This window comes from Burkholderia sp. E168m22, assembly GCF_001319805.1.
Lineage (GTDB): Bacteria > Pseudomonadota > Gammaproteobacteria > Burkholderiales > Burkholderiaceae > Burkholderia > Burkholderia orbicola.
The window spans coordinates 17,946-33,037 of sequence record NZ_BBSK01000009.1; the positions used below are offsets into that span (position 1 = coordinate 17,946).

The 15,092-nt window shown below is 67.9% G+C and carries 14 protein-coding genes; 8 read left to right on the top strand and 6 right to left on the bottom strand.

What is annotated here, in order from left to right; translation table 11 throughout:
* The first annotated feature begins 126 nt into the window (after nt 1-126).
* The 6 genes from AP428_RS00925 (at nt 127) to ubiA (ending at nt 5,831) form a co-directional block, all read left to right on the top strand.
* A complete protein-coding gene (locus AP428_RS00925) occupies nt 127-1,086 on the top strand; it encodes a LysR substrate-binding domain-containing protein (RefSeq protein WP_006476864.1) in 960 nt (319 codons plus the stop codon).
* Between the two features lie 405 nt (nt 1,087-1,491).
* The gene (locus AP428_RS37640; protein ID WP_256333940.1) at nt 1,492-1,617 is read left to right on the top strand and encodes a hypothetical protein; all 126 of its coding nucleotides are present in this window, start codon (nt 1,492-1,494) and stop codon (nt 1,615-1,617) included.
* Between the two features lie 100 nt (nt 1,618-1,717).
* Complete coding sequence (katG, locus tag AP428_RS00930) at nt 1,718-3,904, top strand: catalase/peroxidase HPI (RefSeq protein ID WP_054927375.1); 2,187 nt, start codon at nt 1,718-1,720, stop codon at nt 3,902-3,904.
* A 102-nt stretch (nt 3,905-4,006) separates the two neighbouring features.
* On the top strand, nt 4,007-4,153 hold the full coding sequence (locus AP428_RS37070) for a hypothetical protein (protein ID WP_164728307.1): 147 nt from the start codon (nt 4,007-4,009) through the stop codon (nt 4,151-4,153).
* Nucleotides 4,154-4,272: 119 nt separating this feature from the next.
* The gene (gene dpsA, locus AP428_RS00935) at nt 4,273-4,761 is read left to right on the top strand and encodes a non-specific DNA-binding protein DpsA (RefSeq protein ID WP_006476862.1); all 489 of its coding nucleotides are present in this window, start codon (nt 4,273-4,275) and stop codon (nt 4,759-4,761) included.
* Nucleotides 4,762-4,967: 206 nt separating this feature from the next.
* Nucleotides 4,968-5,831, top strand: a complete 864-nt coding sequence (gene ubiA / locus AP428_RS00940) for a 4-hydroxybenzoate octaprenyltransferase (RefSeq protein WP_027812716.1) — start codon at nt 4,968-4,970, stop codon at nt 5,829-5,831.
* Nucleotides 5,832-5,929: 98 nt separating this feature from the next.
* Here ubiA and proC read toward each other — a convergent pair whose 3' ends face one another.
* The 6 genes from proC to AP428_RS00970 form a co-directional block, all read right to left on the bottom strand.
* A complete protein-coding gene (gene proC / locus AP428_RS00945; protein WP_054927376.1) occupies nt 5,930-6,742 on the bottom strand; it encodes a pyrroline-5-carboxylate reductase in 813 nt (270 codons plus the stop codon).
* Nucleotides 6,743-6,795: 53 nt separating this feature from the next.
* Complete coding sequence (locus tag AP428_RS00950; protein ID WP_054927377.1) at nt 6,796-7,494, bottom strand: YggS family pyridoxal phosphate-dependent enzyme; 699 nt, start codon at nt 7,492-7,494, stop codon at nt 6,796-6,798.
* A gap of 139 nt (nt 7,495-7,633) precedes the next feature.
* Nucleotides 7,634-8,860, bottom strand: coding sequence for a glycolate oxidase subunit GlcF (gene glcF, locus AP428_RS00955; RefSeq protein WP_006476859.1), 1,227 nt, complete (start codon nt 8,858-8,860; stop codon nt 7,634-7,636).
* A 7-nt stretch (nt 8,861-8,867) separates the two neighbouring features.
* A complete protein-coding gene (gene glcE / locus AP428_RS00960) occupies nt 8,868-9,956 on the bottom strand; it encodes a glycolate oxidase subunit GlcE (protein WP_006476858.1) in 1,089 nt (362 codons plus the stop codon).
* A 183-nt stretch (nt 9,957-10,139) separates the two neighbouring features.
* Complete coding sequence (locus tag AP428_RS00965; RefSeq protein WP_006497501.1) at nt 10,140-11,633, bottom strand: FAD-linked oxidase C-terminal domain-containing protein; 1,494 nt, start codon at nt 11,631-11,633, stop codon at nt 10,140-10,142.
* Between the two features lie 38 nt (nt 11,634-11,671).
* Nucleotides 11,672-13,081: an FAD-binding oxidoreductase gene (locus AP428_RS00970; protein ID WP_012327933.1), complete on the bottom strand. Its 1,410-nt coding sequence runs from the start codon at nt 13,079-13,081 to the stop codon at nt 11,672-11,674.
* Nucleotides 13,082-13,217: 136 nt separating this feature from the next.
* Between AP428_RS00970 and AP428_RS00975 the strand changes: the two genes are divergently transcribed.
* The gene (locus AP428_RS00975) at nt 13,218-13,769 is read left to right on the top strand and encodes a cob(I)yrinic acid a,c-diamide adenosyltransferase (RefSeq protein WP_054927378.1); all 552 of its coding nucleotides are present in this window, start codon (nt 13,218-13,220) and stop codon (nt 13,767-13,769) included.
* A 94-nt stretch (nt 13,770-13,863) separates the two neighbouring features.
* A complete protein-coding gene (gene hmpA / locus AP428_RS00980; protein WP_054927379.1) occupies nt 13,864-15,072 on the top strand; it encodes an NO-inducible flavohemoprotein in 1,209 nt (402 codons plus the stop codon).
* Nucleotides 15,073-15,092 lie beyond the last annotated feature (20 nt).

Consider the following 15,092-nt stretch of genomic DNA (forward strand, 5'->3'; position numbering starts at 1 on the left):
CGAAAGCCGCCAATCGACGCCAATTCGACGCCGATCGACGCATCGCGATGCAGAGAAACTTGGCGAATCGGTGCCAACAGGTGTATAAATTAAACCTATCGCCTGTATATCTCTGATTGACCCACAATGACGCTGACTGAATTGAAATACATCGTCGCGGTTGCGCGCGAGCGGCATTTCGGCCGCGCGGCCGAAGCATGCTTCGTGAGCCAGCCGACGCTGTCGGTGGCGATCAAGAAGCTCGAAGACGAGCTCAACGTGCAGATTTTCGAGCGCGGCGCGAGCGAAGTGAGCGTGACGCCGATCGGCGACCAGATCGTGACCCAGGCGCAGCGCGTACTCGAGCAGACCTTCGCGATCAAGGAGATCGCGAAGCAGGGCAAGGACCCGCTGGTCGGCCCGTTCCGCCTCGGCGTGATCTACACGATCGGGCCGTACCTGCTGCCGACGCTCGTCAAGCAGATGATCCAGCGTGTCCCGCAGATGCCGCTGATGCTGCAGGAGAACTACACGCTGAAGCTGCTCGAACTGCTGAAGCAGGGCGAGATCGACGCCGCGATCATGGCGCTGCCGTTCCCCGAAACCGGCCTGATGGTGCGGCCGCTGTACGACGAGCCGTTCGTCGTAGCGCTGCCGGCCGGCCATCCGTGGGAGAAGCGCGACGAAATCGACGCCGAGGACCTGAAGCAGGAAACCATGCTGCTGCTCGGCAACGGCCACTGCTTCCGCGATCACGTGCTGGGCGTGTGTCCGGAACTGATGCGCTTCTCGCAGACGGCCGACGGCATCCAGAAGACCTTCGAGGGCTCGTCGCTCGAAACCATCCGTCACATGGTCGCGAGCGGCGTCGGCATCACCGTGCTGCCGCGGATGTCGGTCGCCGAGGTTGGCCCGCGCGCGAACGGCCCGGATGCCGAGCTGCTGTCGTACGTGCCGTTCAACGAGCCCGTGCCCGATCGCCGCGTGGTGCTCGTATGGCGCAAGAGCTTCACGCGGATGCCGGCGATCGATGCGATCAGCGACGCGATTGCCGCGTGCGAGCTGCCGGGCGTCGCGAAGCTCGACATGCCGGCCACGATGAACTGACACTGACGCAGCTGCGCATGTACACATGGCAGCGTGATGAACGGGGTCTTACGACCCCGTTTATTTTTTCCTATCGCATAGATGAAATTTATCAAATTCAAATAATTGATAGATATAGATAGAATCCTCTACATGGATCGGCGTCAAGTCGACGTGCGGTCGGTGCGGGATGCACGATGAATGCAAGCGTCAAAGGAGGATGTCATGATGCGGTCGGTATTGCAGCACGCGCAGCGGAACGTCCCGTCGCGTGACATGGTCGTACATCGCGCCAGGGCGGCGGTTCGCGGCCTGCGTCCGATTGCGTTCGCGTACCTGGCGGACCGTGTGTATGGCGGATGAGTGCCGCTGCACCGGTCGTGTGTTCCCCCGATTAACTGCCGTCGAGCCATGAGGGAGCATTGCATGTCCGATACACGCAGAACCACCCGCCTCGCCGGCACGACGACCGCCGGCAGCCGCTTCCCCGAGCGCCCCTGCGGCGCGTCGCAGCGGGAACGCGGGTCGCAGGCCGCGCACGACGTCCCGTAGTACGACCGGAGGAACCGCCTGTTCCGTTTCATCCCCCCGCAATGCTCCACGAACCGCGCCCGGCACGTGGGGGCCTACGAGCAAGACAAGGAGAAAAAGCATGTCGAACGAAACGAAGTGCCCGTTCAACCACACCGCAGGCAGCGGCACGACGAACAAGGATTGGTGGCCGAATCAGCTGAACCTCAACGTCCTGCATCGGCATTCGGCGCTGTCCGATCCGATGGACCCGGATTTCGACTACGCCGAGGCGTTCAAGAAGCTGGATCTCGCCGCGGTGAAGCAGGACCTGCACGCGCTGATGACGACGTCGCAGGACTGGTGGCCGGCCGACTTCGGCCACTACGGCGGCCTGTTCGTGCGCATGGCATGGCATAGCGCCGGCACGTATCGCACGGCCGACGGCCGCGGCGGCGCGGGCGGCGGGCAGCAGCGCTTCGCGCCGCTCAACAGCTGGCCGGACAACGTCAGCCTCGACAAGGCGCGTCGCCTGCTGTGGCCGATCAAGCAGAAGTACGGCCGCAACATCTCGTGGGCCGACCTGCTGATCCTGACCGGCAACGTCGCGCTCGAATCGATGGGCTTCAAGACGTTCGGCTATGCCGGCGGCCGTGCCGACACGTGGGAACCGGACGACGTCTACTGGGGCTCGGAAAAGATCTGGCTGGAACTGAGCGGCGGCCCGAACAGCCGCTACACGGGCAAGCGCGAGCTCGAAAGCCCGCTCGCCGCGGTGCAGATGGGCCTCATCTACGTGAACCCGGAAGGCCCGGACGGCAACCCCGACCCGGTCGCTGCCGCGCACGACATCCGCGAGACGTTCGCGCGGATGGCGATGAACGACGAGGAAACGGTCGCGCTGATCGCGGGCGGCCACACGTTCGGCAAGACGCACGGCGCCGGCCCGGCCTCGAACGTCGGCCCCGAGCCGGAAGCCGCGGGCATCGAGCAGCAGGGCCTCGGCTGGAAGAGCACGTTCGGTACGGGCAAGGGCAAGGACACGATCACGAGCGGCCTCGAAGTCACGTGGACCTCGACGCCGACGAAGTGGAGCAACGACTTCTTCAAGCACCTGTTCAGCTACGAGTGGGAGCTCACGAAGAGCCCGGCCGGCGCGCACCAGTGGGTCGCGAAGGACGCCGGCGAAGTGATTCCCGATGCGTACGACGCGTCGAAGAAGCATCGTCCGACGATGCTGACGACCGACCTGTCGCTGCGCTTCGACCCGGCCTACGAAAAGATCTCGCGCCGCTTCTACGAGAACCCGGCCGAATTCGCCGACGCGTTCGCTCGCGCGTGGTTCAAGCTCACGCACCGCGACATGGGCCCGCGAGCCCGCTATCTCGGCCCGGACGTGCCGTCGGAACACCTGCTGTGGCAAGACCCGATTCCGGCCGTCGATCACCCGCTGATCGACGCCGCCGACGTCGCCGCGCTGAAGGCGAAGGTGCTGGCCACGGGCCTGTCGGTGTCGCAGCTCGTGTCGACCGCATGGGCGTCGGCGGCCACGTTCCGCGGTTCGGACAAGCGCGGCGGCGCGAACGGTGCGCGTATCCGCCTCGCGCCGCAGAAGGACTGGGAAGTGAACCAGCCGGTGGCGCTGGCGGCGGTGCTCGAAACGCTCGAAGGCGTGCAGAAGGCGTTCAACGATGCGCAGACGGACGGCAAGAAGGTGTCGCTGGCCGACCTGATCGTGCTGGCCGGTGCGGCCGGCGTCGAGCAGGCGGCGAAGAACGCGGGTATCTCGATCTCGGTGCCGTTCGCGCCGGGCCGGATGGATGCGTCGCAGGAAGAAACCGACGTCGACGCGATGGCCGTGCTCGAGCCGCTCGCCGACGGGTTCCGCAACTACCTGAAGAGCGCGTACAAGACGCCGGCCGAGGCGCTGCTGGTCGACAAGGCGCAACTGCTGACGTTGACGGCGCCGGAGATGACCGTGCTGGTCGGCGGCTTGCGCGTGCTCGGCGCGAACGTCGGCGACTCGAAGCACGGGGTGTTCACCGATCGTCCGGGCACGCTGTCGAACGACTTCTTCGCGAACCTGCTCGACATGGGCACGGAGTGGAAGCCGGTGTCGGCCGCGAACGACGTGTTCGAAGGGCGTGATCGCGCGACGGGCGCAGTCAAGTGGACCGGCACGCGCGTTGACCTGATCTTCGGCTCGCACTCGCAGCTGCGCGCGCTGGCCGAGGTGTACGGCAGCGCGGATGCGCAGGAGAAGTTCGTGCGCGACTTCGTCGCCGCCTGGAACAAGGTGATGAACCTCGACCGCTTCGACCTCGCATGAACCTGGCCGCATCCTGATGCGGTGATGCAGTAACGTGAAACGGCCGGTCCAGCGACCGGCCGTTTCTTCTCTGAACGATGTCTTGTCAAAGGAGTGACGACCATGACGCAAATGATGCTCGACATGCGTGCCGCCGCATCGCCCATTCTGCGATCGCCGGGCGAGCTGGCGCGCTACGTCGTCGGCTTCGCGATCGTCGTCGGCGGGGCGGTGGAGCTGGTCTCGCAGGCGCTGCACGCGCTCGCGTAGTGCGACGATGGATTCGCGACGCTAGACTGGCGAGTCGCGAACGGATGCCGCGCGACGCGGCATGCGGATTGCTCGACGCATTTTCGCCGGTTCAACATTTCGAATGAGGAGTCCCGAAGATGGCCAAGAAAGGCAACGCCACGCAGATCAACATCGGTATCAGCGACAAGGACCGCAAGAACATTGCGGACGGCCTGTCGCGCCTGCTCGCCGATACCTTTTCGCTGTACCTGAAGACCCACAATTTCCACTGGAACGTGACCGGACCGATGTTCAACACGCTGCACCTGATGTTCGAGGAGCAGTACAACGAACTGTGGCTCGCGGTCGATTCCGTCGCCGAGCGCATTCGCACGCTGGGCGTGGTCGCCCCCGGCACGTTCGGCGAGTTCGCGAAACTGTCGTCGGTGCCGGAAGCGAAGGGCGTGCCGGCCGCCGAGGAGATGATTCGCCAGCTCGTCGAAGGGCACGAGACGGTCGTGCGCACCGCGCGCGAAATCTTCCCGATCGCCGACGCGGCGAGCGACGAGCCGACCGCCGACCTGCTGACGCAGCGCCTGCAGACGCATGAAAAGACCGCATGGATGCTGCGGTCGCTGCTCGCCTAAGCCCGGTGCGGCCGGAGACGGCAGGCCGGCCCGATTGGTGGTGGCACTGAATCTGTCCCCTGATTAACGTATGCCGCTGCCGGCCGCGCATAGCGGGCTACGGCGGCCCGCCGGCTCGCCGCGGCTACCGGCTGAGGGTCGCGCCGACATGACGCGAAGCACCGCTCGGCTCTAAAATGCCGGGATTCTCTTCCCGGTGCTTCGCCATGCTTGCCCGCTTTCCCCTGTATCTGCGGCTCGTCCGGATGGACAAGCCGATCGGCAGCCTGCTGCTGCTGTGGCCGACGCTCAACGCGCTGTGGATCGCGTCGGACGGCCGCCCGCGCTGGCCGCTGCTCGTGATCTTCACGCTCGGCACGCTGCTGATGCGCTCGGCCGGCTGCGCGATGAACGACTACGCCGACCGCGATTTCGACCGCCACGTGAAGCGCACGGCCGACCGGCCGCTGACGTCGGGCAAGATCCGCGCATGGGAAGCCGTCGCGATCGCGGTCGGGCTGTCGTTCATCGCGTTCCTGCTGATCCTGCCGCTCAATACGCTGACGAAAGAGTTGTCGGTCGTCGCGCTGTTCGTCGCCGGCTCCTACCCGTTCATGAAGCGCTTCTTCGCGATTCCGCAGGCGTATCTGGGCATCGCGTTCGGCTTCGGCATCCCGATGGCGTTCGCGGCCGTGCAGGACACGGTGCCGGTGCTGGCGTGGGTGATGCTGGTCGCGAACATCTTCTGGTCGGTCGCGTACGACACCGAATATGCGATGGTCGATCGCGACGACGACATCAAGATCGGCATCCGCACGTCCGCGCTGACGTTCGGCCGTTTCGACGTCGCGGCCGTGATGGCGTGCTACGCGGCGACGCTCGGCATCTACGTGTGGATCGGCGTGACGCTCGGCTTCGGCCTCGCGTACTGGGTGGGCTGGGCGGCGGCGGTCGGCTGCGCGCTCTATCACTACACGCTGATCAAGGATCGCGAACGGATGCCGTGCTTCGCGGCGTTTCGCCACAACAACTGGCTGGGTGGCGTGCTGTTCGCGGGCATCGCCGCGCATTACCTGCTGGCGGGCAACTGAACGGCACACCGCGCGTACTTGCGCGCGGCGCCAACGAAAAAGCGACCTGACGGTCGCTTTTTTTTCTCGCGCCGGCACGACCGGTGCCGCCGTCGCGCTTACGCGCGGCCGAGCTCGTCGCCCATTTCCTTCGCGCGCGCTTCGGCCGCGAGGGCGCCGCGCACGATCGCTTCCTTCACGCCCTGCGCGTCGAACGCCGCGAGCGCGGCGGCCGTCGTGCCGCCCTTCGACGTCACGCGTTCGCGCAGCACGCTCGCCGGCTCGCCCGATTGCGCGGCGAGTTGCGCGGCGCCGGTGAACGTCGCGACGGCGAGCGCGCGGCCCTGCTCGTCGTTCATGCCGAGGCGGCGCGCGGCTTCCTGCAGCGCTTCGATGAAATAGAACACGTACGCGGGGCCGCTGCCCGAAATCGCGGTGACCGCGTCGAGCTGCGCTTCGTCGTCGAACCACACGATTTCGCCGACCGCGCCGAGCACGCTCGACGCGAGTTCGCGGCCCGCCGCATCGACACCCGGCAGCGCGGCCAGGCCCGTCACGCCCATGCCGACCAGCGCGGGCGTGTTCGGCATCGTGCGCACGACGCGCGCGTAGCCGCCGAGCCAGCGGGCGAGATCCGTGCCGCGGATGCCGGCCGCGATGCTGATCACGAGTTGCGACTTCAGGTGCGGCGCGAGCGCTTGCGCGACGTCGTTCAGCACCTGCGGCTTCACCGCGAGCACGATCGCGTCGTAATCGACGAGCGTCGCGTCGATGGCCGCGCCGGTGCGGATGCCGAACTGCTGCGCGGCGCGCGCGCGGACGTCTTCGTTGACGTCGATGGCGTACAGGCCGTCCGCGGCGACGCCGCGCTTGATCAGGCCGCCGATCAGGGCCGCGGCCATGTTGCCGCCGCCGATGAATGCGATTTTCATGATGTCGGGAATGAGCGAGTGAGTGAACGGAAAGGCGGAAAAGGGCGCGGCATTCAGTGCGCGTAATCGCGCGCGCCGAAGATCGCGGTGCCGACGCGCACGATCGTCGCGCCTTCGAGCACGGCCGCGTCGAGATCGGCGGACATGCCCATCGACAGCGTGTCGAGCGGCAGGCCGTCGGCGCGCAACGTGTCGAACAACGCGCGCAGTGCGCGATGCGGCGCGCGTTGCGCGTCGGTGTCGTCGGCCGGCTCGGGAATCGCCATCAGGCCGCGCAGCCGCAGCGACGGCAGCGCGGCGACCGCCCGCGCGACCTCGGCCACCTCAGCCGGCGCGACGCCGCTCTTCGACGCCTCGCCGCTGATGTTCACCTGCACGCACACGTTCAGCGGCGGCAGGTGCGCGGGGCGCTGTTCCGACAGGCGCTGCGCGATCTTCAGCCGGTCGACCGAATGGACCCAGTCGAAGCGCTCGGCGACGGGGCGCGTCTTGTTCGATTGCAGCGGGCCGATGAAATGCCATTCGAGGCTCGCGCGCAGGTCGGTGAGCGCGTCGATCTTGTCGATCGACTCCTGCACGTAGTTCTCGCCGAACGCGCGCTGCCCGGCCGCATGCGCGGCGCGCACGTCGTCGGCCGGGAACGTCTTCGACACGGCGAGCAGCGAGACGGTGGCGGGATCGCGGCCGGCCGCGCGGGCAGCGTCGGCGATGCGGCGGTGAACGGAGGCGAGGCGGGCGGCGAGATCGGACATGACGGGCACGAAAGCAGGCACGGAAGCAGCACGGGAAGCGGGCATGAAGCCGATGCGCCGCGACACGCGGCGTATCGATCCGCTCATTATACGGACGCCGCGCGTGCGCCCGTCCACCCGTTGCGTGCCGGGACGAGGCCTAGCCGTACAACAAATGCTCGACGAGCTGGACCCAGTGGGCGACCGGCACCTGCGTGCCGCTCTGCAGGTGCGCGATGCAGCCGATGTTGCCGGACACGATCATCTGCGGCTCGAGCGCCTGCAGCTTCAGCAGCTTCTGCTTGCGCAACCGGTACGACAGCGACGGCTGCGTCAGCGAGTAGGTGCCGGCCGAGCCGCAGCACAGGTGGCTGTCGGCCGGCAGCCGCACGTCGATGCCGAGCGTCTCCAGCAGGCGCTCGACCTTGCCGCGCGATTGCTGGCCGTGCTGCAGCGTGCACGGCGGGTGATAGGCGACCGTATGGATCGCGCGGCGCCGCGCGATCGTCGCGAGTTCGGCCTCGAACGCGAGCAGCACGTCGGAGACGTCGCGCGTCAGCGACACGATGCGCTGCGCCTTCTCCGCGTAGGCCGGATCGTCGCGCAGCAGGTGCGCGTATTCGAGCACCGTCGCGCCGCAGCCCGACGCGTTCATCACGATCGCCTCGACGCCCTGTTCGACGTGGGGCCACCACGCGTCGATGTTGCGGCGCGCGTCGTCGAGCGCTTCGTCGTGATAGTTCAGGTGCAGGCGGATCGCGCCGCAGCAGCCCGCGTCGGGCGCGACGACCGTCTCGATGCCGAGCGCGTCGAGCACGCGCGCGGTCGCGATATTGATGTTCGGCAGCATCGACGGCTGCACGCAGCCGCCGAGCATCAGCATCTTGCGCGGATGCGTGCGGTGCGGCCATTCGAGCAGCCGCGTGCGCGGCGGCACCTTGTCGCGCAGCCGCTTCGGCAGCAGCGGCCGCACGTGCTGGCCGAGCCGCATCATCGGCGAGAACAGCGCGGCGTTCGGCACGACGCTCGCGAGCACGCGGCGCATCAGCCGCTGCTGGGCGGGGCGCTCCACCTGCGCCTCGACGTGCTTGCGCCCGATCTCGACGAGCCGGCCGTACTGGACGCCGGACGGGCAGGTCGTCTCGCAACTGCGGCACGTGAGGCAACGGTCGAGATGCTGTTGCGTGCTGCGCGTGACGGGTGCGCCTTCGACCATCTGCTTGATCAGGTAGATGCGGCCGCGCGGGCCGTCGAGTTCGTCGCCGAGCAGTTGGTAGGTCGGGCAGGTCGCGGTGCAGAACCCGCAGTGCACGCACTTGCGCAGGATCGCGTCGGCCTCGTCGCCGTCGGGCGTATTGCGGATGAAATCGGCGAGATTCGTTTGCATCCAGCCCTCAGAGCTCAGGGTAAAGCCGGCCGCGATTGAAGATGCGCGCAGGATCGAACGCGCTCTTCAGCCCGCGGTGGATTTTCATCATCGGCGCGGGCAGCGGCGTGAACACGCCCGCGCTGCGGTCGTAGGTGTCGCCCGCGCGGAACAGCGTCGCATGGCCGCCGGCCTGCTTCGCGCTCATGCGCACGGTTTGCGCGTCGGCGTCGGTGATCCACCAGCGCTGCGCGCCGCCCCATTCCATCAACTGGGTGCCGGGCAGGTGCATCGGTTCGGTGATCGACGGCAGCGACAGGCGCCACAGCGCATAGCCGGGCGGGATGCCGTTGAAGAACGGGTCGGTGTGCTCGCGCAGGCCGGACCAGAAGCGCTCGGCCTCGACCGCGTCGACGACTTCGCCGCCGAGCAGCGTCTTCGCGGATTTCACGGCGGCTTCCGCGCCCGACAGGCGCAGCACGAGCGTGCCGTTGCGCCACGCGCTCGCGCTGACCGGCAGCGGATGGCCGCCCCATTCGTTGAGCTTGCGCACCGCGTCGGTCGCGGTCATCTCGAACTTCAGCGTGACCTCGGCGACGGGCATCGGCAGCACCTTGATCGACAGGTCGAGCATCAGCCCGAGCGTGCCGAGCGCGCCGGCCATCAGGCGCGACACGTCGTAGCCGGCGACGTTCTTCACGACCTGCCCGCCGAAGCGCAGCATTTCGCCGCGGCCGTTCATCAGCGTGGTGCCGAGCACGAAATCGCGCGGGGCGCCGCAGGTGGCGCGGCGCGGGCCCGCGAGGCCGGCCGCGACGCAGCCGCCGACGGTGGCCGTGCGGCCGAAGTGCGGCGGCTCGAACGGCAGCATCTGGCCGCACTCGGCGAGGGCGGTTTCCAGTTGCGCGAGCGGCGTGCCCGCGCGGACCGTGACGACGAGTTCGGCCGGATCGTACGACACGATGCCCTGAAACGCACGCGTGTCGAGTATTTCGCCCTCGAGCGCCTGGCCGTACCAGTCCTTGGTGCCGCCGCCGCGAATCCGCAGCGGCCGGCCGTCGGCACTGGCGGCGCGGATGCGCTCGGCCCATCCGGCGACGATGTCGTCCTCTTCCATGTCCTGTTGCTTTCTCGTCTCGTTGTTCGGTCGATTGTACCGGGGTGGCGCGATTCCACATCGCGACTATCCCTAAGCCCCGTATCGGATGCGGCCTGCCGGCGCCGGCGCCCGAACGCGCCGCGCGGGCGCGGCAGACCCCCGCACCACGGCCGCCGGTGCGGGGCGCGACCCGCGCGCCGCTCAGAAGCGCGGCAGGTCGGGGTGCGGCAACAGCCCGCCGCGCACGTGCTGGCGACCGTATTCGGCGCAGCGCGCGCGGGTCGGGATGCCCTTGTCCGGATTCAGCAGCCCGGCCGGATCGAAGGCGCGCTTGACCGCGAAGAACGCATCGCGCTCCTGCGGCGAGAACTGCACGCACATCGAATTGAGTTTTTCGATGCCGACACCATGCTCGCCGGTCACGCTGCCGCCGAATTCCACGCAGCATTCGAGGATTTCCGCGCCGAACTGCTCGGCGCGGTGCAGCTCGTCGGGATCGTTCGCGTTGTACAGGATCAGCGGGTGCATGTTGCCGTCGCCCGCATGGAACACGTTGATGCAGCGCAGCCCGTAGCGCGTTTCGAGCTGCTCGATGCGCGCGAGCAGCGGGCCGATCGCGCGGCGCGGCACGGTGCCGTCCATGCAGTAGTAATCGGCGGAAATGCGCCCGGCGGCCGGAAACGCGTTCTTGCGGCCGGACCAGAAGCGCAGCCGCTCGTGTTCGTTGCGCGACACCTGGATGCGCGTCGCGCCGTGTTCGCGCAGCACGGCCGTCATCCGGACGATTTCCTCGGCGACTTCTTCCGGCGTGCCGTCCGATTCGCACAGCAGGATCGCCTTCGCGTCGAGGTCGTAGCCCGCGTGCGTGAACGCCTCGACCGCTTGCGTGGCGGGCTTGTCCATCATCTCGAGCCCGGCCGGGATGATGCCCGACGCGATGATCGCCGCCACCGCCTCGCCGCCCTTGACGACGTCGTCGAAGCTCGCCATCACGAGTTGCGCGGTCTGCGGCTTCGGAATCAGCCGTACCGTGACCTCGGTGACGATCGCGAACATCCCTTCGCTGCCGATCATCACGGCGAGCAGGTCGAGGCCCGGCATGTCGAGCGCGAGCGAGCCGAATTCGACCACCTCGCCGTCGATCGTCACCGCGCGCACGCGCATCACGTTGTGCACGGTCAGACCGTATTTCAGGCAGTGGACGCCGCCGGAATTTTCCGCGACGTTGCCGCCGATCGTGCAGGCGATCTGCGACGACGGATCGGGTGCGTAATACAGGCCGTACGGCGCGGCCGCCTCCGAGATCGCGAGGTTGCGCACGCCGGGCTGCACGGTTGCCGTGCGCGCGTACGGATCGACTTCGACGATGCGCGTGAAGCGTGCGAGCGACAGCACGACGCCGAGCGCGATCGGCAGCGCGCCGCCCGACAGGCTCGTGCCGGCGCCGCGCGGCACGATCGGCACTTCCATGCGGCGGCAGATCTGCACGATCCGCTGCACCTGCGATTCCGTCTCGGGCAGCGCGACCGCGAGCGGCAGCCGGCGGTACGCGGACAGGCCGTCGCATTCGTACGGCGCGGTGTCCTCGTCGCGGTACAGCAGGCAGTGCGTCGGCAGCACGGCCATCAGCGCCTGCACGACTTCGCGCTGACGCTGCGCGCGTGCGGCGCTCGACAGTTCGACGGGAGCGTTCATGAGGTCTCCTGCGTGCGGCGCGAGCTCGCGCCGCCGGGTCAGCACGTGAAAATCTTGCCTGGATTCATCAGGTTGCGCGGATCGAGCGCGAGCTTGATCGCGCGCATCGTGTCGATCGCGTTGTCGCCGTGCTCCTTCGGCAGGAAGCGCATCTTGTGCAGCCCGACGCCGTGCTCGCCCGTGCAGGTGCCGCCCAGCCGCAACGCGCGCTCGACGATCCGGTCGTTGATGTGTTCGGCTTCGGCGAGTTCCTCGGGCTTGTCGGGATCGATCAGGATCGCGACGTGGAAATTGCCGTCGCCGACGTGGCCCACGATCGGGCAGGGCAGTGACGACGCGCGCAGGTCGACCTCGGTTTCCTCGACGCACGCGGCGAGCTGCGAGATCGGCACGCACACGTCGGTCGTCACCGCGCGGCAGCCGGGCTTCAGCTGCAGCATCGCGAAGTACGCGTTGTGACGCGCGGACCAGAGCCGCGTGCGATCCTCGGGGCGGGTCGCCCATTCGAAGCCCTGGCCGGCGTTCTGCCCGGCGAGCGCCTGCACGAGTTCGGCCTGTTCCTTCACGCCGGCCTCGGTGCCGTGGAATTCGAAGAACAGCGTCGGCGCTTCGGTCAGCGTCAGGTTCGAGTGGCGGTTGATCGAGCGTACCGCGAGCGCATCGACGAATTCGACGCGCGCGATCGGCACGCCGATCTGGATCGTCTCGATCACCGTGCGCACCGCGTCGCCCATCGTCGGGAACGTGCAGATCGCGGCCGACACGGCTTCGGGCAGCGGGTGCAGGCGCAGCGTGATTTCGGTGATCACGCCGAGCGTGCCTTCGGACCCGACGAACAGGCGCGTGAGGTCGTAGCCGGCCGACGACTTGCGTGCGCGGGAACCGGTTTTGACCACGCGGCCGTCCGCGAGCACCGCGGTCAGGCCGAGCACGTTCTCGCGCATCGTGCCGTAGCGGACGGCGTTGGTGCCCGATGCACGGGTCGCGGTCATCCCGCCGATGCTGGCGTCGGCGCCCGGATCGATCGGGAAGAACAGGCCGGTATCGCGCAGCGCCTCGTTGAGCGCCTTGCGCGTGATGCCGGGCTCGACCGTCACGGTCAGGTCCTCGGCGTTGATCGACAGCACGCGGTTCATTTCCGACAAATCGAGCGACACGCCGCCGCGCACCGCCAGCAGGTGGCCTTCGAGCGACGAACCGGCGCCGTACGGGATCAGCGGCACGCTGTAGAGCGAACACAGCGACACGACTTCGCGCACGTCGTCGGTGCTGCGCGCGAACACGACGGCGTCGGGCAGTTGCGGATCGAACGGGGATTCGTCGCGGCCGTGATGGGCGCGGACCGCGTCGGCGGTCGACACGCGCTCGCCGAAGGCGGCGCGCAGCGCATCGAGCATGGCGGGAGGCAGCGGGCGGCGCGTGGCGGCCGGCGGGGCAGGGTGATTCACGAATGTCTCCTGACTGCTTGTCGAACTGTCGGCCCATTCTACGCTGTAACGTCCGCTGCGCCTCCCGCCGCGGGCTGCGATAATCGCGTTCCAGCCAACCGGGCCGCATGGCGGCCGCGCACGAGAGGACATTCGCATGGGCAACCGCTTGAGCAAGATCGCGACGCGCACGGGCGACGACGGCACCACCGGCCTTGGCGACGGACGGCGCATCGGCAAGGACGACGCGCGGATTGCCGCGATCGGCGACGTCGACGAACTGAACTCGAATCTCGGCGTGCTGCTGGCCGAGACCCTGCCGGACGACGTGCGCACGGCGCTCGTCACGATTCAGCACGACCTGTTCGATCTCGGCGGCGAGCTGTGCATTCCTGGCCACGCGGTGCTCGACGACACGCATCTCGCCCGCCTCGACCGGTGGCTTGCCGACTACAACTCGACGCTGCCGCCGCTGAAGGAGTTCATCCTGCCGGCCGGCTCGCGCGCGGCGTCGCTCGCGCACGTCTGCCGAACCGTGTGCCGCCGCGCGGAGCGCTCGATCGTCGCGCTCGGGCGCGGCGACACGCTCAATGATGCACCGCGGCGGTACGTGAACCGGCTGTCCGACCTGCTGTTCGTGCTGGCGCGCGTGCTGAACCGCGCCGACGGCGGAACCGACGTGTTATGGGAGCGCGGGCGCGTCCGTTAGCCTGCCGTCACATTTTTGCGCACTGCGACAATTTGCCCGGCGAGCGCTCTCCTTTAAACATGTATTCTTTGTGCATGTTTAAAGGAGAGCGAACATGACCCACCTCACCGCTGACCAGATGGCCCGTGTGAAGGCCACCGCCCCCGTCCTCGCCGAGCACGGCGCGACGATCACGAAGCATTTCTATCAGCGCATGTTCGCGCGTCATCCGGAACTGAAGAACCTGTTCAACCAGACGCACCAGAAGACCGGCAGCCAGCCCGAGACGCTCGCGAAGGCCGTTTATGCGTATGCGGCGAACATCGACAACCTTGGGGCGCTTGGCGGCGCGGTGTCGCGCATCTCGCACAAGCACGCCAGTCTGAACATCCGCCCCGAGCATTACCCGATCGTCGGCGAGAACCTGCTCGCATCGATCGTCGAAGTGCTCGGCGACGCGGTCGATGCCGACACGCTCGAGGCATGGCGCGTCGCGTACGGCCAGCTCGCGCAGATCCTGATCGACGCCGAGGCCGATCTGTACGCGAACGCCGCGTGGAGCGGCTTCCGCCCGTTCAGGGTCGCGCGCAAGGTGCGTGAAAGCGACGAGATCACGTCGTTCTACCTGACGCCGGCCGACGGCGGCGCGGCGCCGACGTTCGAGCCGGGCCAGTACATCACGGTGAAGCGTTTCGTCGGCGATCTCGGCGTCGACCAGCCGCGTCAGTACAGTCTCTCGGATGCGCCGCACGGCAAGTGGCTGCGCATCTCGGTGAAGCGTGAGGCCGGCAAGCCGGAAGCGATCCCGGCCGGCAAGGTGTCGACGCTGATGCATGACGGCGTCGAAGAGGGCGCGATCGTCGAAGTGACCGCGCCGATGGGCGACTTCTCGCTGAAGCGCAACGTGGATACGCCGGTCGTGCTGATCTCGGGCGGCGTCGGCATCACGCCGATGATGTCGATGGCGTCGACGCTGATCGCCGCGGGCAGCCCGCGCGACGTGCGGTTCATTCACGCCTGCCGTTCGGGTGCCGTGCACGCATTCCGCGACTGGTTGAACGACACCGTCGGCGAGCACGCGAACGTCAAGCGCACGGTGCTGTACGAGCTGGTCGGCCCGAACGATCGCGCCGGCATCGACCACGACCTCGAAGGGCGCCTCACGCCGGAGCGCGTGAAGCACTACGCGCTGGTACCGGATGCCGATTACTACATCTGCGGGCCGGTCGCGTTCATGAAGGCGCAGCGCGACGCGCTCGTCGCGCTCGGCGTCGCACCGGAACGCGTGAACACCGAGATCTTCGGGTCGGGCGCGCTCGAGTGAGGTACCGGCGGCCGGTCTCG

Coding starts and splice junctions, on each gene's coding strand:
- AP428_RS00925 (WP_006476864.1), top strand. CDS start 127: ATGACGCTGACTGAATTGAAATACATCGTCGCGGTTGCGCGCGAGCGG.
- AP428_RS37640 (WP_256333940.1), top strand. CDS start 1,492: ATGTCCGATACACGCAGAACCACCCGCCTCGCCGGCACGACGACCGCC.
- katG (WP_054927375.1), top strand. CDS start 1,718: ATGTCGAACGAAACGAAGTGCCCGTTCAACCACACCGCAGGCAGCGGC.
- AP428_RS37070 (WP_164728307.1), top strand. CDS start 4,007: ATGACGCAAATGATGCTCGACATGCGTGCCGCCGCATCGCCCATTCTG.
- dpsA (WP_006476862.1), top strand. CDS start 4,273: ATGGCCAAGAAAGGCAACGCCACGCAGATCAACATCGGTATCAGCGAC.
- ubiA (WP_027812716.1), top strand. CDS start 4,968: ATGCTTGCCCGCTTTCCCCTGTATCTGCGGCTCGTCCGGATGGACAAG.
- proC (WP_054927376.1), bottom strand. CDS start 6,742: ATGAAAATCGCATTCATCGGCGGCGGCAACATGGCCGCGGCCCTGATC.
- AP428_RS00950 (WP_054927377.1), bottom strand. CDS start 7,494: ATGTCCGATCTCGCCGCCCGCCTCGCCTCCGTTCACCGCCGCATCGCC.
- glcF (WP_006476859.1), bottom strand. CDS start 8,860: ATGCAAACGAATCTCGCCGATTTCATCCGCAATACGCCCGACGGCGAC.
- glcE (WP_006476858.1), bottom strand. CDS start 9,956: ATGGAAGAGGACGACATCGTCGCCGGATGGGCCGAGCGCATCCGCGCC.
- AP428_RS00965 (WP_006497501.1), bottom strand. CDS start 11,633: ATGAACGCTCCCGTCGAACTGTCGAGCGCCGCACGCGCGCAGCGTCAG.
- AP428_RS00975 (WP_054927378.1), top strand. CDS start 13,218: ATGGGCAACCGCTTGAGCAAGATCGCGACGCGCACGGGCGACGACGGC.
- hmpA (WP_054927379.1), top strand. CDS start 13,864: ATGACCCACCTCACCGCTGACCAGATGGCCCGTGTGAAGGCCACCGCC.